At 39.9% G+C, this 20972-nt stretch carries 18 protein-coding genes; 12 read left to right on the top strand and 6 right to left on the bottom strand.

The features are described 5' to 3' along the window. Positions 1-31 precede the first annotated feature (31 nt). Positions 32-772 (bottom strand): SDR family oxidoreductase, encoded by a 741-nt coding sequence (locus tag C9J42_RS12685; RefSeq protein ID WP_107206999.1) that lies wholly within the window; start codon positions 770-772, stop codon positions 32-34. 701 nt (positions 773-1473) lie between these two features. Here C9J42_RS12685 and C9J42_RS12680 point away from each other — a divergent pair. The 7 genes from C9J42_RS12680 (at position 1474) to sstT (ending at position 10164) form a co-directional block, all read left to right on the top strand. Further along, the gene (locus tag C9J42_RS12680) at positions 1474-2430 is read left to right on the top strand and encodes a MoxR family ATPase (protein ID WP_107302049.1); all 957 of its coding nucleotides are present in this window, start codon (positions 1474-1476) and stop codon (positions 2428-2430) included. Then, positions 2427-3371, top strand: coding sequence for a DUF58 domain-containing protein (locus C9J42_RS12675; protein ID WP_045130227.1), 945 nt, complete (start codon positions 2427-2429; stop codon positions 3369-3371). The genes C9J42_RS12680 and C9J42_RS12675 overlap by 4 nt, the downstream gene beginning before the upstream one ends. Positions 3372-3374: 3 nt before the next feature. Further along, entirely contained in the window at positions 3375-3884 is a 510-nt protein-coding gene (locus C9J42_RS12670; protein ID WP_107207001.1) for a DUF4381 domain-containing protein, read from the top strand. Then, positions 3877-4842 (top strand): VWA domain-containing protein, encoded by a 966-nt coding sequence (locus C9J42_RS12665; RefSeq protein WP_107259822.1) that lies wholly within the window; start codon positions 3877-3879, stop codon positions 4840-4842. The genes C9J42_RS12670 and C9J42_RS12665 overlap by 8 nt, the downstream gene beginning before the upstream one ends. Further along, on the top strand, positions 4835-6841 hold the full coding sequence (locus C9J42_RS12660) for a VWA domain-containing protein (protein ID WP_107302048.1): 2007 nt from the start codon (positions 4835-4837) through the stop codon (positions 6839-6841). Before C9J42_RS12665 ends, C9J42_RS12660 begins: the two co-directional genes overlap by 8 nt. A gap of 19 nt (positions 6842-6860) precedes the next feature. Beyond that, a complete protein-coding gene (locus C9J42_RS12655; RefSeq protein ID WP_107246820.1) occupies positions 6861-8555 on the top strand; it encodes a BatD family protein in 1695 nt (564 codons plus the stop codon). Between the two features lie 367 nt (positions 8556-8922). Continuing rightward, entirely contained in the window at positions 8923-10164 is a 1242-nt protein-coding gene (sstT, locus tag C9J42_RS12650) for a serine/threonine transporter SstT (protein WP_107207005.1), read from the top strand. Between the two features lie 118 nt (positions 10165-10282). On the opposite strand, the gene C9J42_RS12645 is transcribed toward sstT, so the two are convergent. Then, on the bottom strand, positions 10283-10606 hold the full coding sequence (locus C9J42_RS12645) for a hypothetical protein (protein WP_107246821.1): 324 nt from the start codon (positions 10604-10606) through the stop codon (positions 10283-10285). A 315-nt stretch (positions 10607-10921) separates the two neighbouring features. Between C9J42_RS12645 and C9J42_RS12640 the strand changes: the two genes are divergently transcribed. Continuing rightward, the gene (locus C9J42_RS12640) at positions 10922-11236 is read left to right on the top strand and encodes a hypothetical protein (RefSeq protein ID WP_105061871.1); all 315 of its coding nucleotides are present in this window, start codon (positions 10922-10924) and stop codon (positions 11234-11236) included. A gap of 209 nt (positions 11237-11445) precedes the next feature. After that, entirely contained in the window at positions 11446-12618 is a 1173-nt protein-coding gene (locus C9J42_RS12635; RefSeq protein ID WP_107246823.1) for a cation:proton antiporter, read from the top strand. A gap of 57 nt (positions 12619-12675) precedes the next feature. Here C9J42_RS12635 and C9J42_RS12630 read toward each other — a convergent pair whose 3' ends face one another. Together C9J42_RS12630 and C9J42_RS12625 are read right to left on the bottom strand one after the other, a co-directional pair. Then, a complete protein-coding gene (locus C9J42_RS12630) occupies positions 12676-13899 on the bottom strand; it encodes an HlyD family secretion protein (RefSeq protein WP_107207007.1) in 1224 nt (407 codons plus the stop codon). Beyond that, complete coding sequence (locus tag C9J42_RS12625) at positions 13892-14263, bottom strand: MFS transporter (RefSeq protein ID WP_107246826.1); 372 nt, start codon at positions 14261-14263, stop codon at positions 13892-13894. Before C9J42_RS12625 ends, C9J42_RS12630 begins: the two co-directional genes overlap by 8 nt. Before the next feature lie 170 nt (positions 14264-14433). Between C9J42_RS12625 and C9J42_RS12620 the strand changes: the two genes are divergently transcribed. After that, a complete protein-coding gene (locus C9J42_RS12620) occupies positions 14434-15447 on the top strand; it encodes an AraC family transcriptional regulator (protein WP_107246827.1) in 1014 nt (337 codons plus the stop codon). Positions 15448-15514: 67 nt separating this feature from the next. Here C9J42_RS12620 and C9J42_RS12615 read toward each other — a convergent pair whose 3' ends face one another. After that, positions 15515-15868, bottom strand: coding sequence for a hypothetical protein (locus tag C9J42_RS12615; protein WP_107302047.1), 354 nt, complete (start codon positions 15866-15868; stop codon positions 15515-15517). Positions 15869-16278: 410 nt separating this feature from the next. On the opposite strand from C9J42_RS12615, the gene C9J42_RS12610 reads away from it, so the two are divergent. Next, positions 16279-17322 (top strand): GMP reductase, encoded by a 1044-nt coding sequence (locus tag C9J42_RS12610; protein WP_107207012.1) that lies wholly within the window; start codon positions 16279-16281, stop codon positions 17320-17322. 554 nt (positions 17323-17876) lie between these two features. Continuing rightward, positions 17877-18827 carry a magnesium/cobalt transporter CorA gene (gene corA / locus C9J42_RS12605; protein WP_107207013.1) on the top strand — a complete coding sequence of 317 codons (951 nt, stop codon included), beginning with the start codon at positions 17877-17879 and terminating at the stop codon, positions 18825-18827. 95 nt (positions 18828-18922) lie between these two features. On the opposite strand, the gene C9J42_RS21720 is transcribed toward corA, so the two are convergent. Continuing rightward, the gene (locus C9J42_RS21720; protein ID WP_233220744.1) at positions 18923-20887 is read right to left on the bottom strand and encodes a chitinase; all 1965 of its coding nucleotides are present in this window, start codon (positions 20885-20887) and stop codon (positions 18923-18925) included. Positions 20888-20972: the final 85 nt, after the last annotated feature.

Raw genomic sequence — 20972 nt, 5'->3', positions numbered from 1 at the left:
ACTTAAAAATTCAATAATCAGTCAATCTTGATCAGTTCATGTATAAGCCGCCATTTACTGATAATGTTTCACCAGTAATATAGGCTGCTGCATCACTTGCTAAAAATGTCACTGTTGCCGCTACTTCTTGTGGTAGCGCTAAACGGCGCATCGGAATTTCAGCTTTAATTGAATCAAGTATTTCAGGTTTAATCGCTTCAACCATTGGCGTGCCGGTATAACCAGGAGCGACCGCATTTACCGTTACGCCAGCACGTGCGCCTTCTGCTGCTAGTGCTTTTGTAAAGCCAATCATGCCAGCTTTAGCTGCTGAATAGTTTGCTTGACCAAACTGACCTTTAAGTCCATTTACTGATGTAATATTAATAATGCGAGCATTACCTTTATTACACATTGAGTCGAATAAAGGCTGAGTAACATTGAACAGACTATTTAAATTTGTGTTGATTACTGCATTCCATTGATCAGCAGTCATACGCTTGAATGTCGTATCTTTAGTGATACCTGCGTTGTTAACTAGCACATCGATTTGACCTTCTTCCTGAAGCAATGTTGCTAACGCTTCTTGACAGTAATTCGTATCAGTTACGTCGAGTGGAAATAGTCGAACAGACTCAGATGAATAATTATTATCCGCGAACCACTCTTGAGCCGCTTTTTCACCTGTTGGATAATATGTTGCAACTACTCGAAAACCTGCATCGACTAATGCTTGAGTGATCGATGAACCAATACCACCTTTAGCACCTGTAACTAATGCTACCTTACTCATTTAAGGCTCCTTCCTTTCTATCAAATTATTAATACACTTAATAAGCTCAAGGTTTGTTCCATAAATTTAAACAATTCAACCTATGAGCTCTATCTAATCATTAATACAACATAGCTCACATATTAAGCCGCATATAATACAAATGTATTACAAACACGTTGCATATTTAATATAACAACACAGATGCATATTGATGGCAAGAAAGGAATTAACAATTTCAACGCTATTTGTCACTGGTATTAACAAAAGTATCAATATAACTAAAGTGACAAATTTGAATTTAACAATATATTTATGGATTAATATCAGAGCATTCTTGGATAAATTTATTATTCCAATAAAAAAAATACTGTTAGAAATCTTGTTAACCGTGCAATAAAACACGTTATATATTTGTTAATAATGCATTTCTTATTAAGACGTTGTGAGAAAAGTTATGCGCCATCTTTGAAATACTACTTAGCGTTTACTTTTTGAGCAGCTCTATCTCAACCTTTGTTTGCAGTAATTCAAAACATAAGACGACATAAGTGACTTGATAACTTTCTTGCTGCCCTGATATATATAAAACGCCATGAAACGTATCGAATGAATGGTTAACAGCTATTCTGATAATCTAAAAAACGTGAACTAAAGCCATATTAGATAGTCTCAGGTTTTTTACTTAATGTATTAAGTAAGCTCTATAGGAAAATGAATTTATGTTAGCGAGTACTTTTCAACGATTAAATCACTACTTACAAAGCCAAGTCATTGGTCAACCCGATTTAGTGAAACAGTTATTAATTGCTTTACTGGCTGATGGACACATCCTTGTAGAGGGTCCTCCAGGACTGGCAAAAACACGCGCTGTTAAAGTGCTTTCTGATTGTATTGAAGGTGATTTTCACCGTATTCAGTTTACGCCCGATCTATTACCTTCTGATTTAACAGGTACTGATATTTTTCGTCCTGAAACTGCCGAGTTTATTTTTCAACCCGGTCCTATTTTCAACTCATTAATTCTTGCAGATGAAATCAACCGAGCACCAGCAAAAGTACAGGCTGCAATGCTTGAAGCGATGGCTGAAAAGCAGATCACTGCTGGTCGAAAAACATACCCATTACCTGAGTTATTCCTCGTAATGGCAACGCAAAACCCCATTGAGCAAGAAGGTACTTACCCACTGCCTGAGGCACAATTAGACCGTTTCTTATTACAACTTAATGTCGATTATCCTAGTGCTGAAAGTGAATTAGAGATATTACGTCTGAACCGTGGTGAAGCATTAGGTATTGAAAAAGCAGAGCCTATTCATATTAGCCAACATGATATTTTTGCTGCGCGAAAAGAAGTGCTTAACATTCATATGGCAGAAGATGTAGAGCATTACATTATTCGTCTCGTCATGGCGACACGTCAATCTGACAAGTTCAGCTCTCAGCTTAAAGATTGGCTTCAAATGGGTGTTAGCCCACGTGCAACATTAGCCCTTGATCGTTGTGCTCGAGCTCACGCTTGGCTAAGTGGTCGTGATTTTGTTACACCAGAAGATATTCAAATAATGGCATATCCTGTTTTACGTCATCGCTTATTACTTAGCTATGAAGCACAAGCTGAAGGGATTGCCGCAGATCGCGTAGTTGAAGAATTGATTTCACAGGTCGCTAGTATATGAGCAAATCACACTTAACCGTAGCGCTGCCCCCCCATAGCGATGGGGTTAATGTGTGTTTGGCTGAGCTACTGCAATATAAGAATCAGGCCGTGCGTTGGTTGCCACCAGCGCACAGTATCTGGTCACAGTTAAATGGCCTACATCAAAGTCGCCACAAAGGACGTGGGATGAACTTCTCAGAAGTACGTCCCTACCAAGCTGGTGATGATATTAGAGCTATTGATTGGCGTGTAACCGCACGAACTGGCAAAACACATACCAAACTCTTTACCGAAGAGCGCGAGCAACCCGTTATGTTGCTTATTGATTTAAGCCGAAGCATGCAATTCGGCTCACAATTAATGCTGAAATCTGTTCAAGCAGCTCACTTTGCTAGCTTATTAAGCTGGCTTGCTATAAGTGAACAAGATCGTATAGGGGCAGTAATTTATAACGGTTTGAATGTTAATGAATGTAAGCCAACGGCACGCCAGCAAGGTCCACTTCATATCATCAATAAGCTAATTGAATCACAGCAGTTAGCATTAAATGCATTAGAACAGCCTCAACAATTTAACTTTTCTGATGCATTAAAACGGTTACACCACCTTTGTTCTAAAGGCAGTGAAATTATTATTATCAGCGATTTTAACCAATTATCGCTTAATGATAAGCGACGTTTAACACAATTACGTCAACATAATCGAATTCAGTTTGTCCAAATCCATGACCCACTAGAACAAGGACAAACACAATTTAGAGGCTATGAACATGTTGCTGATAAAGAGCAATCTGCATGGCTTAATTTTTCATCAAAGAAAACACGTGATTCATTAAGTCAGCAGTATCTAACGCATCAAAACTTTGTGGCTGATATTGCGAAATCACTTGCGATCCCTCTACATTATTTATCTGCAGCGGAACCTTTGTTGCAGCAATTAACAACGCGTCAAAGGAGTTAAGTAATGGCAACACCAAGCGTTCAGCAACTCCCTTTAGCGGATATACATCTTCCTCAAGCTCCAAACTTTTGGCCTTTAGCATGGGGATGGTGGGTATTATTTGCCGTGGTGATCCTCGCTATTGCAGTTGTCGTCACTTTTATTAGGCGTAAAAAGCATGCTGATGCTGCACAAAAAGAAGCATTACAGAAACTGTCGCTAATAACAGCAGAACAAGGGTTACCTGCTCTCAATACGTTACTAAAACAAGCCGCGTTAAGTTATTACTCGCGCACCATTGTTGCACCATTAACAGGTGAGGCATGGTTGGCATTTTTAGATAATCAACTGCCCGTAAAATATAGTGGTTTTTCAGAACTTAAATCGGTATGGCTATCAGGTTCATTTTCAAATACGCCACTGAGTCATGATGACTTTCAACAATGTAAAACAATGGCAAACACATGGCTTAAACATGCTTTGCCGCCACGAAAACTACCCAGCATGACGCAAAAGGAGTCTTCAAATGTTTGAATTTGTATGGCTTTGGGCTTGGGCATTGTTGCCTTTAGCATGGCTCGTTTACCGTTTTAGTAAACCGGTTGTGCAACCTGCGGCAATTCAATTACCCAAATTACCCAGCGGTGTTGGTCAAAAACAGCCTCGCTCTATCATACGTAAAGTATTAATGGCTTTACTGTGGACTTGTCTTGTCTGTGCTGCTGCAAGACCGGTTTGGTACGGGAATCCTATCGAAATAAAACCAGAACACCGTGACATGTTATTAGCTGTCGATTTATCAGGCTCGATGTCAATTCCAGATATGGTGACTAAAAATGGGAAAAGTATTGATCGCTTAACCGCGGTAAAACATGTGTTATCGGATTTTATTGAAAAACGAAAAGGTGATCGCTTAGGTTTAGTCCTTTTCGCTGATCATGCTTACTTACAAACACCTCTTACATTTGACCGTAAGACGGTTGAACAACAACTAGATCGTACTGTTTTAGGCTTAATTGGGCAAAGCACTGCAATTGGTGAAGGCCTAGGTATTGCGACAAAAACCTTTATTAACAGTAAAGCGCCACAACGGGTAATTATTTTATTAAGTGATGGTGCAAATACCTCTGGTGTAATTGATCCACTTGAAGCCGCTAAATTAGCCAAAGAAAGCGGTGTGAAAATCTATACCGTAGGTGTTGGTGCCGATCAAATGGTGCAACAAGGTTTCTTCGGTGATCGCATCGTCAATCCATCACAAGATCTTGATGAAAAGACTTTAACTGAAATCGCCAAGATGACGGGCGGTGAATATTTCCGAGCACGTAATCCACAACAGCTTGAGAAAATTTACGACATCATCAATAAACTTCAACCTGTCAATAACGCCCAGCAAACATGGCGTCCACGTGATGAGTTGTTCCGATATCCTTTAGCCATAGCATTACTACTTTCTGTCGTCATTGCTGTTATGAGGAGACGTCATGGCTAATTTTACTTTTATGCACCCTATGTGGTTTTTGGCACTTGTGCCATTAGTCTTTCTTTTACCTTGGCTTAAAACCAAGAAACAAACCACGGGGTTAATTGCGCCACACCTAGCAAAAAAATTAGGTATGGCTCAGCCTAAATCGACATCATGGCCCATTGCCATACTCACTTTGGGCTGGCTAATCGCTGTTATTGCGATGGCTGGTCCTAGTTGGCAAAAAGTAAAACTACCTGCTTATAACTTAAGTGGCGCACGCGTATTGGTAATGGATATGTCCCGCTCTATGTATGCGACCGATATAAAACCGAACCGTTTAACACAGGCGCGTTTTAAAGCGCTTGATATGTTACCGGGCTGGAAAGAAGGCAGTACGGGGTTAGTCACCTATGCGGGAGATGGCTATGAAGTCAGCCCGTTAACTGAAGATAGCCATACTTTAGCAAACTTGATCCCTAGCCTATCGCCAAAGATTATGCCAATTCCTGGTAGTAATGCCGCGGCAGGTATTGCTGAAGCGATAAAGTTACTTAAACAGGCTGGTAATAGTACGGGTGATATTATCTTAGTGACCGATGGTATGTCTAAGCAGGAATCAGCTAAAAGTTTAGCCGAATTAAAAGGTACTAAATATCGTGTCTCTATCTTAGCAATGGGCACAGTTGATGGAGCACCTGTTCCACTGCCTGATGGTCGATTATTAATGGATAATGGCTCTCCTGTTATTTCAAAAATTAACCTGAAAACACTAGAACCTATTGTTAAGCAAACGGGTGGTATTTTGCAGATGGTTCAACCGACAGATCAAGATGTTAATGCGATTGTCCACTTCACTGCAAAACCACAAGATAGCGGTAAAAAAGATCAACAAAAAGAACTGCAAGAACGTTTAAATGGCGGATTTTGGTTAGTTTTACCTTTGTTATTACTGGCATTACTGGGTTTCCGCCGTGGCGTTGTCATTGCCACTATGTTCTTCTTTTTACCTATTGATCATGCGCAAGCGAGCCCATGGGTAAATGCTGAGCAGCAAGCTTACCAAACTTATACCGATGGTAAATATAAGCAAGCGGCACAAGATTTTGAATCTCCGCAATGGAAAGGTATCGCTGAATATAAAGCAAAAAATTATGCACAAGCCATTGAAACCTTAAAACCATTACATGATTCAATGTCGCAGTACAACCTAGGTAATGCTTATGCACAAAGTGGGAAGTTACAGCAAGCAGTAGATACCTATGAAAAGCTACAGAAAGCCGATCCTAACTACCCCGATGTTAAGAAAAACCTCGATATAGTGAAGAAAGCACTGGAGCAACAAAAGAAACAACAGCAACAGAATCAACAGAATCAGCAGAATCAGCAGAATCAGCAGAAGAGTGACAAGCAACAGCAGCAATCACAAGGCTCTAACAACAAAAATCAGAGCCAAGATAACAGCCAGCAGTCACAACAAAACCAAGATCAGCAGAAATCATCAGATAACAAACAATCTAATGATAAGCAGTCTTCACAATCGAAACAAAATGACCAAAAGCAGGATCAGAGCAACACGAGTAAACAGCAACAAGGTCAGTCTGATAAACAACAAGGGAAAGATCAGCAGCAATCTCAGCAAGCAGGTAGTGATAAACAATCACAGCCAGAAAAAGAGAAAACTGCCGAGCAAAAAGCGGCTGAACAACAACGTGCTGATGAAAATGCGAAACAAGCAGCAAAGCAACAGCAACAGCAACAGCAACAGCAACAGCAACAGCAACAGCAAGCAGAGTCAAAATCAGCCACTAAGTCAGAACAAGATAAAAACAAAGAAACAACCAACAACAATCAAGTACGAATGAGTGACCAAGCAGCAAAAGACGGGGATGTGCTTTCAGCCAGTAACCCTATTTTGAAAAAATTGGAACAAGTACCTGATGACACCAGTGGTTTGATCCGAGCTCAATTAATTTTGCAAGCGCAACAGAAAGAAGCGCAGCAAAAAACTGAGAACTCATGGTAATAGGACAATGAATAGATTTATGAATAAATTATTTTTTGGCAAAAAAGTAACGACACCATTGTTGTACATTGCTTTGTTTTTCAGTGCGCTACTATCAACCCAAGTGATGGCGGCACAAGCGGAAGCAACAGTGTCTAAAAATATTGTTGGTGTTAATGAGGTTTTCCAATTAACGGTTGCTGTCGATGATAGTGTGAATACCAATTCACTTGATCTTGCGCCATTAAGTCCTGATTTTGCTTATGGTCGTCCTAGCGTAAGTAGCGGGACTTCGATGATTAATGGGGTTATCTCACGTAATACTAGTTGGACAGTAGCACTAGCTGCAACCAAGGTTGGCACTCTTACTATCCCTGCGTTTCAAATTGGTAGCTCAAAAACCGAACCAATTACGATTACTGTTTTAAAAAGCAGTAAACAAACACAGGCAGCCAATGCGAAGCAATCATCTATTTCCATTGAAGGTATTAACGATAAATCAACCATCTATGTGGGCGAATCAATTAATTATCGGGTGCGTATCTTAATTGGCGAGCAAATGGATCAAGCGACTTTAGCACCACCTTATGGTGATGGACTAACAGCAACGCAAGTTGGGCAAGATGCTCAAAACGAAGTTGTTCAAAATGGACGTCGCTATATTGTGATCACCCGCAATTACCAGATCACAGCAGATAAGCCAGGGAATATTACCTTACATGGTGCGAAATTCAGCGGTAGCGTGATTAAAGGGAGTCGTGGCTTCGGCTCAACATTAACAGTGCCAGTGGATAAAACAGCAAAAAATATTGAACTAACAATTAAAGCAAAACCAAGTAACTATAAAGGTTTATGGCTACCAACCTCTGATTTGCAACTCAATCAGGTATGGCAACCATCGGTCAATGGTAAAACAACCGTAGATGCAAAAGTAGGCGAGCCTATTACACGTATTTTAACCTTACGTATTAAAAATATTGCCCAAAGTAATATGCCGAATATCAGCTTAACGTATCCAACATCGGTAAGAAGTTATGATGAGAAACCTGAATATTCAGAAGGGAATGGCTATACAACAATGACGTTAAAGCAAGTCATCATTCCTCGTGAAACAGGCACGATTGAATTACCTGCGGTTAGCATTAATTGGTGGAATACCCAGCAAGAAAAGCAGCAAACCACAAAAGTTGATGGATTAACATTAAATGTAACGGTCGATCCCAATGCAGGCAATACAATTACGCCACCAGCATTAACAACCCCATCCGTTGTTACGCCTCAACATAGCGCTAATACTAACAATGCGGGTAATAATGTAGCACAACATGACTACTGGCAATGGGCGACAGCAGTATTTGCCTTACTTTGGTTAATAACACTAGGACTATTAATTAAAGCCCGTAAAGCGCAGCCTGCATCACATACCGAAATCGTGCTTCAATCAGGAACGACGAATGTAGAGCAAGCGTTGAAAGAAGCCATTACCAAACGTGAAACTGTACAAATTCAAACTTACTACCAACAATGGAAACAGCAGCAGCGTGAGAAACTCTCTGCCAATCCAGATCTAGCAGAACAATTAGATAATGCTGTCGCTGAAATTATGGCATCAACTTACAGCCAAGATCGCCAGCAATGGAATGATAAACGTATTATGCAATTGCTTAATCAAGCACAGCAACTGAAAGCAACTGCATCACGTGCATCATCTCTCTCAGACTTAGATCCTAAATAAATATATAAATTTAATAGCGACCTCAAAAACCTCTGTGGCAGATATAAATGCTGTAGCAGAGGTTTTATTTTCTTACATATTAAAGCATTTAATTCTTTCTGTTTTTTTGCATTTTCATCACGATTGGCATAACCACACAACATCCATTAACACACATTATACATTCACTGTCATTTATCGTTATCAAACAAGCTGTTTGTATGCCGATCCACCATGTTTTGATAAAAAAATGTTAAATATAACGTTATATTAATGTTGGTTAAAACCTTATAAAAAGATAACTGGCTATTTCAAACAGATCCTGTTAAAAAATGTTTCAGAAGCAAAATAAAAAGCTATTCACAGAATATAAAATGCAGGATGTTATATGAGTCAATCACAACCTTTTTTAGCCAGAGTGGCCAATGGTAGTTTAGTTATACAAATTATGGTCGGTATTGTTGCTGGTGTATTACTTGCAATACTATCACCATCATCAGCGATGAGTGTGAGTTTTCTTGGGGGGTTATTTGTTGCAGCGCTAAAAGCCGTTGCCCCTATTCTTGTTTTCATTTTGGTTGCTTCATCTATTGCCAACCAAAAGAAAGGCACTCATACCAACATGAAGCCAATTATCGTGTTGTATTTATTTGGCACCTTAATGGCGGCATTTACTGCTGTCGCGATGAGCTTTCTTTTCCCGACCACTTTAACGCTTGTTGCTAGTTCTAACTCAATTGCACCACCGGAAGGTATCGCAGAAGTCATTAGTTCCCTGCTATTTAAGATTGTTGATAATCCAGTTCATGCACTTATGAACGGTAACTTTATTGGGATTTTGGCATGGGCTATAGCGCTTGGTTTTGCGCTTCACCAAGCAAGCGATGCAACGAAACAAGTTTTCCATGATATGTCGAATGGCGTTACACTCATTGTTCGCTTTATTATTCGTTTAGCACCTATCGGTATTTTTGGCTTAGTCTCTGAAACCTTTGCTAAAACAGGCTTTGCAGCATTGGCGGGATACGCCCACTTATTAGGTGTACTATTAGGCTCAATGGCAATTCTTGCTTTTGTTATTAACCCAATCATTGTTTACGTAAAAACAGCTGAAAACCCTTACCCACTTGTTTTCCGTTGTGTACGTGAAAGTGGTATTACCGCTTTCTTCACTCGTAGCTCTGCCGCTAACATCCCAGTAAATATGAAACTTTGTAAAGATCTTAACCTGCATGAAGATACTTACTCTGTGTCTATCCCACTGGGCGCTACCATCAATATGGGGGGAGCGGCAATCACTATTACTGTATTAACCCTTGCAGCCGTTCATACCTTAGGTATTGAAGTCGATTTAGCAACAGCCGTTTTACTGAGTGTTGTTGCTGCGGTTTCGGCTTGTGGTGCATCAGGTGTCGCCGGTGGTTCACTACTGTTGATCCCTTTAGCTTCAAGCTTATTTGGTATCCCTAGTGAAGTAGCTATGCAGGTTGTTGCTGTTGGCTTTATTATTGGTGTGATTCAAGATTCAGCAGAAACGGCACTCAACAGTTCAACGGATGTGGTATTTACCGCTGCAGCATGTCGAGCAGCAGAGCGAAAAGAAGCGAAGGCGAAATTACAAAACTCATAATTACGACTTATATACTTAACCCAAATTATGGGTAAAAAAAGCGGCGATATCATTCTATTTATATAGATAATGATATCGCCGCTTTTTTATCACTATACTTAACTTAGTTATGCTTAACTTAATAAACGTTCGTTGCTTTACGTATCGCATTCGATGACTTATTAATGACCCCATTCACGACTTTACGCTTTTGGTTGCGTACTTTTTTTTCAACACGCTTTTCTACATAAGTACCATCTTGAATTTCACTGATAGCACGTTGTGTATTATCAACTTTATTCTGGCCATTGCGTATCGAGTTCTGCGTTCCATGAATTGTATTTTGTACTTTATCTATAGAGTTATCGACACGATTTAACCCTTGAATTAGAGAATCGGCATGGGCCGTTGAGAGAGTCAATAAAGCAACCACTGGGATTAAAGTAAGGTAACGCTTACACATTCATATATTCCTTTTAACATATTGAATTTATTGCACCTATCAATAGTAGCAACAGAGATTAAAATTTCAGACTAAAATGAAATAATAAAAAAAATCGACTATTGATTATTCCTGAAATGGATATCCCCTCCTTTCATATGGCTTTAAAATCAGTGAGTTATACGTTAATAATTGGTTACATTTTAATAAGTAGAACTGATGATAATGATAGATTTTTTTAGTTGGTAACACCTTGTCTTTGCCCGATAAAATCTTCTGACAGCGACAGACGTTTACCAACGTCCTAGCATATTTTAGAACAGAGGGAGACAAGTCATGGCGCAGTATTCTTCCCATGCCGATATCTATACAATTGCAAGATCAGCCTTAACCAAAGCCAGTAAAAAGCTGGCCGATGATGGTTTTGACACCGATCTTTATTGTATCGATGGTCGTATTCGTTTGGTGATTGATAACAATCGACATCAACCTTATGAATACGCATTACAGCTCCATAAAAACACTGATAATGAACAAATTCATCTTGAGGTAATGATTAAAAACAATCAACAATCGTATTTAGTTGATGGGCTGTCTGAGCCTGAATTGATTGCCGATATTTTATCGCAATACAAACGGTATCGCGCTTAATAGTATCAATAAACATAGATAACTAAGCGTTATCTATGTTTATTTCTCGTTATCTCTTCGCTATTTATCACGTTACACACCCGCTTTTACCTATTCCTAATTTCTTGTCGCAAAAACATTCAACCCAATTTTTTTGCAACCACTATGCTTTTATCATTGCCTTCTGCAATCAACTACGCATGCTGCGTTTCATAGCTAGGTAGGTGTCGATGGTTGATAGTATCAATACCATGATTTTCGAGCTTTGCGCGATTGTGATTAGCGCTGCGGGCTTAGGGAGTTTGTTCCTCTTTGCCAAGCAACCCATCATCATCGCGTACATCGTTGCGGGTATTATTATTGGTCCTTATGGGCTCGGCATGATCAATAATGCTGAAGCGATGACCCAAATGGGGCATATTGGCGTCATTTTACTGCTTTTCTTACTTGGCCTAAACTTACAACCTCAACGCTTGCTGCGTCTGTTTAAAGAAAGTGCGCTTATCACGCTTTGTTGCAGTCTATTCTTCTTCATTTGCACATTGCTTTTCGCATTAATGATCCAACTTCCTCTCAAAGATGCCATTATCACAGCGGCCGCAATGATGTTTTCTAGTACCGTTATTGGCCTTAAGTTAATTCCTACCACAACGCTTCACCACCAGAAAATGGGAGAAATAATGACCAGTATCTTGTTAATTCAAGATATTTTAGCCATTACTGTTTTACTACTGCTCAATATCGATACCGAGCAGCGTATCGACCTTGCTATCGTTTTGATATTCGCCAAGCTTCTCATTGTGATTGTAAGTGCATACTTCGCCGTTAAGCTCATGCTGCTTCCGCTAATGAAAAAGTTTGATGTTATTCAAGAATACAGTTTTGTCGCAACCCTAGCGTGGTGTTTCTGTTGGGCTGAAATCAGCCATCGTATTGGTCTATCGTACGAAACAGGAGCGTTTATCGCGGGTACATTGTTAGCCGTTAGCCCCATTTCCAATGTTATTTCTATTCACTTGAAACCATTGCGAGAGTTTTTTTTAATCCTGTTCTTTTTCGCTATTGGTGCGAACATTAACTTACTGGCCAGCGATATTTATACTTTATGGGGGATTTTATTTGGTGTAGTACTGATTCGTCTAAAGGCATGGGGATTTTATCGCGCTCTTATCATTTCAAACACAGAAGCTCCTATCAACAAAGAGTTGAGTGCAAGATTAAGCCAAGCCAGCGAGTTTTCTTTATTGCTCGCTTACACTGCCGTCGCTAATGGATTAATTTCAGAACAAGGAAAGACATTTATTCAGATCGTAACATTAACAACTTTCATTCTTTCAACCTATTGGATAGTGAGTCGTTACCCAACCCCTATATCGAATGTTAATACGTTACGCCAAGACTAAAAAAGCCAGCTTCTTTATAATAAGAGAGCTGGCTTATTGTATATTGTAAGTAATTACTTACATTGACCACACATAGAATAGCTGAGACTTCATTCGAATGATGATCCCACGTACCACATCTAAGAAACCTAAGAAGCTAATCGGCTTTTCTGCGCTGATCCAACCGATACCGACCGATCCGACAGGAATATCATAACCTTCCGTTTCAAGTACTTTCAGGCGGACGAAGTGATGTTTATTTGCCATATTCGCCCCCGTTGTTTGACGCACATTGGTTTCTCGACCAATCAAGTTACCTTGTGATTCACCCGTCGCTTCAACAATACCTTCCACTTCAGCGGTAAACACCTTTCCAGGGTAAACTGCCGTTGCAAATTCAGCCAGTTGTCCCACTTTTACATTACGGATAGCCTGATGGTTAACTCGCATTAATACGTATTTTTCGTCGGTATACATTTGCATACGAGGTACAGAGCCGACAAACTGCCCTTCACGCATAATAAAGTTTGTTACATAACCATCTGCAGGCGCATATACTTTAGTATGATCTAAATCCCATTGTGCTTTTGCTACATTTTCATGCTGTGTATCAACATCAACTTCACGGCTATTCACGGCTAAACGTGACTTTTCTAATGCCAACTTCGCTTTCTTCACTGATATTTTTGCTTTTTCAATTTGTGAAGCAAGCATCACCTTTTGTGACTTAGCAACTTCTACAGCTGTCCGTTGCTCATCTAATTTACTTTGCGTAATCGTATGTTGTACGACTTTATTTTGCTTAATATAACGATTCAGCATTGCTTGTTTTAATTTATAATCTTCATTCGCGGCAACAAGCTGGTTTTGCGCGATCTCAATATCTTTATCTGCGGCGTGATAACTCGCTTGGGCCATATCAACATCTTCTTTAGCAATATCTAAAGCCACTTCTGCTGATGCTAAACTTGCTTGGGCTTTATTAAGCGCAATGCGATAGGGTTCCGTATCAAGCTCATACACTAAATCCCCTTCTTTCACCTGACTATTTGGTGTAACGTGAATAGCCTTAACATGGCCATTAATTGTTGTTGCTGCAGGCCTTAACTGAATATGGGGTGACTGTACTAGTGAGCCTCCAGATAAATCCATCGGTGCGAACGTAATTAACCCGTACCATACAAACACTAGCCAACTACCACCGCCAATATACGCAAAAGCCTTAGTAAACTTATTCCATGGCATACCCACCAGACGAAGCAGATAAATAAATAGCGCCCATACTGCTAAACCTTCAAGCATTCGTCTGCTCCTCTTTTGTTGGTGGCGCTAAAGATGAATCATTATCTACACTATTGGTTTTTGTATTAGGACTATCGCCATGCCAGATATCACGTAATCGCTTCAGTGCTTGCTCTCCATCAACGAACGCAATAATCACGGCAAGAACCCATACCCAATGCCAGATAAAGCCTATCCAGGTTAATGCTGTAATTAATCCTATTTGGTGATGTTGACTACTTGATGCTTTATGAATCGGTAATTCATGTAGTTTCCAAAAACCAATGCCAATAGCTGCAATCGTGCCAATCAAGACAACACCTGCAACAATATGTAATACCGTATCTATGTTCGTGCCAGTGAAAGGCATACTAAATAAACTCATTAAATTCTCCGGTCATTTAGTCATTATTCTTATTTAACGGATTAGCGTTATTAATTGAGTTCATTGTGAATAATTTTGTGTATCGAGAAATAAAAACGGACTGAAAACATCATTTATTACTACTATTTGATATATTCTATCCATTACATGCTTTTTATCGGTCTGCTAACATGTTAGATATTGCTTTTATAAGAACCTTATTTATCAAGCCTCTCAATAGTGCACTCATAAAGCATTACGACCTTTCATTCAGCCACCTTGAAGTGCCAGATTTATTGCTAAAAGAAAGCATGTCGCTGCTCCCTTTTAATGATTATTTGGCTTGGTTAGAACGTATAGAACAACTCACCGATGACTCCGCTTATATGGTAAAGCTGGCTAAAGAGATAACATTTGAACAAATGGGAGGATTAGGAGAATGGTATTTAAGTTGCCCCGATTTGCCATTAGCACTGAGACGAATCAACTATGGCTTATCATGCTTGCAAAGTGGTGCGTCATACCACAGCGAACTCTCGGGCAATATCTTAAAATGGACTTATCACAACCCTTACTCTAAAGGACGAGGAGGGCTGCATGATAATTTGCGGGTAGCTATCTTATTTGTTCAAACAATTCGTGAGTATTTGGGTGACGACTTCACTCCATTAAAGATCCAACTAAATACCACTGAAACCCACAACTCAGCTATCAATGATTATTTTCAATGCCCTATTCGCTGGAACGCACATTCAACCCAAGTTTGGCTGCCTATGTCAGTATTAGAGCATGTCGATAATCGTGTGCTTAAATTTAAAAAACCCATGTTAATGTCAAATTTACAACTTGATGATTTTTTAAACATGCCACAACCGACTGATACCGCAAAATTAATGTTTGAGTTGATCAATTATTCACGCTACTACCAGTACCCTAATCTCGATTTTATTGCACAACGTTTAGACTTATCAAAGCAACAGCTGCAACGACGATTGCACCGCTTTGGCTGGACATTCACCGATACCACTAACTATGTATTATGTAACATTGCAATAAAGTACATGCAACGCGGGCTGCCAATAACAGAGATCGCGGCGAATTTAAGTTATAAAAATGTCCAAAGCTTTAACAAAGCCTTTCAAAGAAATCGAGGGGTAACGCCAATACAATATCAGCAGCGTTTACTAGAAAAACAAAAATCATAAATAGCAGATACAAAAAAGCGTTAAATAACTCAGTTATTTAACGCTTTTTTCAATTTTAATCATTAATTTAAGCGACAGCTTGTGCAGTTATATCCGTGCTATCGGCTGTAACGTTAATCACTTTATCTCGGATTGTCGCCATCAACACGATAGGCCCCATCATATTGACACGCAACGGTGTTCCGCCTAAACCATAGTGTATTTCAGAAGAATCAGATGATGAGTAGTTATATTTGTAGTTAAATTTATCGCACGCCATATGCAACAAATCAAAATCTTTACGATGACAAGAAATATAAGCACGCCAATACATTGCATCAATGATCTCTTCAGGCTGCTCTGCCCGAATGATGAAACGCCAACTTCCATCTTCCCCGTAAAAATCGAGAGGAAAAATTTTCCTTACCTTTCTTTTCTTCAACAAATTAAACCTTCCCACAACCCTTCGTAGAAAAAGATAGCTTTACAAACTGGCCACCTTTTAAGAATAGCTTCTCATTTTAAAGATACGAATTATTTCAAATTTTATTTTTATCAGTACAAACTACGCAGGAAATTATGCAAGGATTTACCAAGAATGGAAGCGAAAAGTTTATAAAAAGTATTACTTTGATAGTAAATCAGGCTAGTTTTATCTTCATTTATCGTCACAAATACACATTTATTTACATTTGTAGGCTTGTTTTTGAAAATTTGCTTCCTATAATGTTGAAAACCGGAGCGTCTGACAACGCTCCGGTTTTTTTGTGCCTGCTCACTAGGCGAAAATGTTTACCTGCCAGTAACGATTTCGTTGAGCAGCATTCGATAAGATAAGTTTAAGGAATAACCATGCGTATCGAACAAGACTTGAAATTGGGCTTTAAAGATGTACTGTTTCGTCCAAAACGTTCAACCTTAAAAAGTCGCTCTCAAGTTGAATTAACCCGCGATTTTACATTCAAACATAGTGGTCGTCAATGGTCTGGCGTACCCATTATTGCTGCAAACATGGACTCTGTTGGTAGCTTTGAAATGGTTAAATCCTTATCAAAACACAATGTGATGACAGCAGTTCATAAACACTATACGGTAGAACAATGGGCTGACTTTATTAACAGCAACGACGCATCTGTTCTGAATAATGCCATGGTTTCTACTGGCACTTCTGACGCTGATTTCCAAAAAACCAAAGACATCATGGCTATGACAGATGATTTAATCTTCATTTGTATTGATATTGCTAATGGTTACTCTGAACACCTTGTTGAGTATGTTGAAAAAGTACGTGCGGCATTCCCAGATAAAGTGATCAGTGCTGGTAACGTTGTAACAGGTGATATGGTTGAGGAACTGATTCTTGCAGGTGCTGATATTGTTAAAGTGGGTATTGGCCCAGGTTCAGTATGTACAACACGTGTGAAAACGGGTGTCGGCTACCCTCAACTATCCGCTATTATTGAGTGTGCAGATGCTGCGCACGGCCTAGGTGGCCGTATCATTGGTGACGGTGGTTGTTCATGTGCTGGCGACGTATCAAAAGCATTTGGTGGCGGTGCTGATTTCGTTATGCTTGGTGGTATGTTAGCGGCGCACGATGAAAGCGGCGGCGAACTTATCGAGCAAGATGGCAAAACATTTATGAAGTTCTACGGTATGTCTAGCCAAAGTGCAATGGACAAGCACTCAGGTGGCGTGGCGAAATACCGTGCAGCAGAAGGTAAAACTGTACTGCTTCCTTACCGTGGCCCTGTTGAAAATACAATCCAAGATATTATGGGTGGTGTCCGCTCAACATGTACTTATGTCGGTGCTGCGCAGCTTAAAGAGCTAACTAAGCGTACGACATTTATTCGAGTACAAGAGCAAGAAAACAACGTTTACGGTAAAGAGTAAGTTATTGATTTTATATTTAAAAAATAGAAAGTCATAATTTGATATAGCCTTTTTCTTCGCGACTTCCGTGTTTGAAGAAGGCTTTATTCTTTCCCATAGTTACTCATTAATACTCCTCGCGTTAGTAGAGAAGACGCCTCTCTAAATAACACAACCACAACCGTCCGAGCAGCTATCTGCTCACAATAACTTTCCTGAATCAACGCTGAATGAGCCATTTACCTAACTTATCTTAGCGCAAATCTAATGTTGCAATAGCGCTAGTTGATGTTCTATGAGCTCAAGCGTAACATGCGCACACCATCATTTGAGAGGACACCACTTTGAACACTCCCAGTCGATACTGGAATAATATTTTTCCTCGTTAATCTGTCCTCCCCTGCTTTTGCGTGTGAGTTGACAACGTTTAACTGTCAGCATACGCAGCCCTATTGTTCGTTGCTTTTGTTTAAATCTTATTCCACCAGTTTGTATTGGTAGAAGCTCTGTTTATCTTGCTTCAAATTGTGTTTTAATGTGTTGTTAATATCATCACCATTCGCGGAGATATAAACATGCTAAACGCATTTAAATTGAACGATTTCCGTTTACAACGTTTGAATTTAGAAGATAAAGATCCAATCTCATCAGCATTATGGGTTGATCTTATCGAACCCAATGAAGAAGAACGAGATCGCGTTCAAATAGAACTAGGTCAAGAGTTAGCAACTCGCCCTGAACTAGAAGATATTGAGGCTAGTGCGCGCTTTTTTGAAGATGAAGACGGTCTTCATATTCACTCTTTCTTCTATTATGAGGATGCTGAAGATTATGCCACTAACTCAACAGTGGCTTTTACCATCCGTGATGGTCGCTTATTTACCTTACGTGAGCGTGAATTACCTGCATTTCGTCTTTACCGAATGCGAGCACGTACTCAACATTTACAACAAGGTAGTGCTTATGAGTTGCTGTTAGATCTATTTGAAACAAAAATTGAGCAACTGGCTGATGTTATTGAAGACATTTACAGCGCGTTAGAGTCAATTGGTAAGGTCATTTTAGGTGGTAAACCGGGCGAGCATTTTGACAAAGCCTTATCTAGTCTTGCAGAGCAAGAAGATGCAGGATGGAAGATTCGTTTATGTCTTATGGATACTCAGCGCGCACTAAGCTTTTTAGTAAGAAAAGCGCGTTTACCTGCAAGTGAGTTAGAGCAAGCACGCGAAGTATTACGCGATATTGAATCTCTATTGCCCTACAATGAATCTTTATTCCAAAAGGTTAACTTCCTGATGGATGCGGCTATGGGTTTCATTAATATTGAGCAAAACCGAATTATTAAAATATTTTCGGTGGTATCGGTAATATTTCTTCCGCCAACATTAGTTGCATCTAGCTATGGTATGAACTTTAAGTTTATGCCTGAACTTCATTGGGAGCTCGGTTATCCTTATGCGCTATTGCTCATGCTACTGGCAGGTTTTGCACCTTACCTCTACTTTAAACGTAAAGGCTGGTTATAATATCCCTTTTTATAGCGTCGTCTTGCTATAAAGAAAAAGCCCACAGCTGAAATTCATCATCACTGTGGGCTTTGTTATTTACTTTTGGATCCTAATTAATTAGGAATAATGTCACCATTCACGCCCGTTGCCTGTACATTGAAATTATCTTCAACACACAGCTCGTAATCGCCAGCATTCCATGCACTGTAAGCGGTTTGATAACCCACTAACTTACATTTGAAACTAGCATTACTTGGAGTATTCGCATCCCAGCTCCAATCTTTGTCCCAGTACACTTCTAGTGCTCCTGCACCGCTCGTATTAAACGGTTTCATATCAGCGCAATCTAACTTCTCGCCTGAGATATCAAGTTTTAAGTAATTAGTGATTTCTTTATAATAAGCAATACGCGCTTTAGCTTGTGGTGTTGTCGATCCTTTCGTACATTCAAAGGCACCGTTAATGATTTGAATCGTGGCGCCAAAGCCATGCTCAATACCGTTGGCTTTGTCTGCTGCATTTGGCTGCCACGTACCATCAATAACATGTAACATACTCGGCTTTGGTGGTTGTGGATAGACATAAAAGAAAACTGCAGACGCAAGATTTAACCATGTATCAGCCACCAGCTCTGGTTTTTCTAACAGCACCATTTTGTCGTCAAACATAGCCTCAGAGAAAGGTCCGTAGTTATAGTTCCAACTTAACTGTTTTGCCCCACGTCCAAAGTAACTCTTATTTGCACAAGGCCAGCGATCACCAGCCCACCCAGTACATTTATTGTAAGGGCCTGTGGTATCACTTTCTGACTTGTTAATTTCACGCACATAATACAAACCTTGACGCCACTCAGGATTACCTAATGCTCCTTCCCAGTTTGGCGCATGAGCCCCCGTTTCTTGTACAAAATGAGCAAACATAGTGGCAAGTGAACGCTTACAGATCACTAAAGAGTCTCGACCATCATTATAGGTACGGCAAAACGCAGGGAATTTTGCAATCGCTTGAAGGAAACGATTATAGGTATAAGCTTGATTGCGGATCGGGAACAAGAACTCCCATAATGCTTCATTTACAATCGACTCTGCTCGTTTTACGTTTTCAGGATTCGCTGCACGTAATGGTAATACCGCTTCTACTGATACATTATCTAACGTTACAGTATCTGAACGTACCCGATCGAATAACTCACCACTGGTTAGGCTTTGTTCAATTGCAATAAACTCAGCACGTGGAATTAAGTATCCTCCGTTACCATCAGAGGTTACTGTCATGGTTGTTGGTACATCAATAGCCGGGCAATCTTCAACCTTAGTTGCAGTTGTTCCATCAGGACACGTCACAGGTATGACTGGGCACTGTGCAATATCATCAACTTGGCTACCATCTTCACAGACCACTTTTTCTGGCGGACAAAACTCAACAGAATCAGCAGAATTTCCATCAGAACACACCACAGGCGGAGCAACTGGACACTCATCTACCGTTGCTGCGTTGCTGCCATCAGGACATTCAACAGGCGGTATCACACATTGATTTTCAATTAATACTTCAGGTAACTCACAAGTAATTGGTGGCTCAACAGTGCCACAACTTGTTTGAGCCCAGAACCATGAACTGGCTTTTGGTGCTTCCCATACCCCAGGGTTATTTTGAGCAATAAAACACTGTCGTTGATAAGAAACAATATCACCATTAGCTACACGAGTTTCACCTAACACAAAAGTGGTAATATCAGAAGGTATGTCTGTTGTTGGTGGCTCTGGGTCTATGACGGGTGGCTCAGTAACAGGAAGTTCTACAACAGGAGGCGCGACAGGCGGTTCAACGGTATCACTTGAGCAGATTACCGGCACCCAAAACCATGAACCTGATTTTGGTGCTTCCCACGTTCCCGGGTTATTTTTTGCGGTGTAACATTCCCCTTTAAAAGAGACAATATCGCCATTAGTGACTTTCGTAACACCAAGCTCAAAAGAGATTTCTTTAGCAGAAACATGGGTAGCAAATAGCCCTATTGCAGCTGATAGGTATAAAGCAATTGAAGCGACTTTATTTGCTGGTTTAATTCTCAGCATTTTATCATCCTTGATTTGGAAGTTTACAAGATGACAAAATAAATGATGATGAATAATGAGAGCTATGTTTAAACCCTCAACCTCT

The sequence above is a fragment of the Photobacterium sp. GB-56 genome (assembly GCF_003026105.1).
Classification (GTDB): Bacteria; Pseudomonadota; Gammaproteobacteria; order Enterobacterales; family Vibrionaceae; genus Photobacterium.
This window is presented reverse-complemented; position numbering and strand designations above follow the sequence as displayed.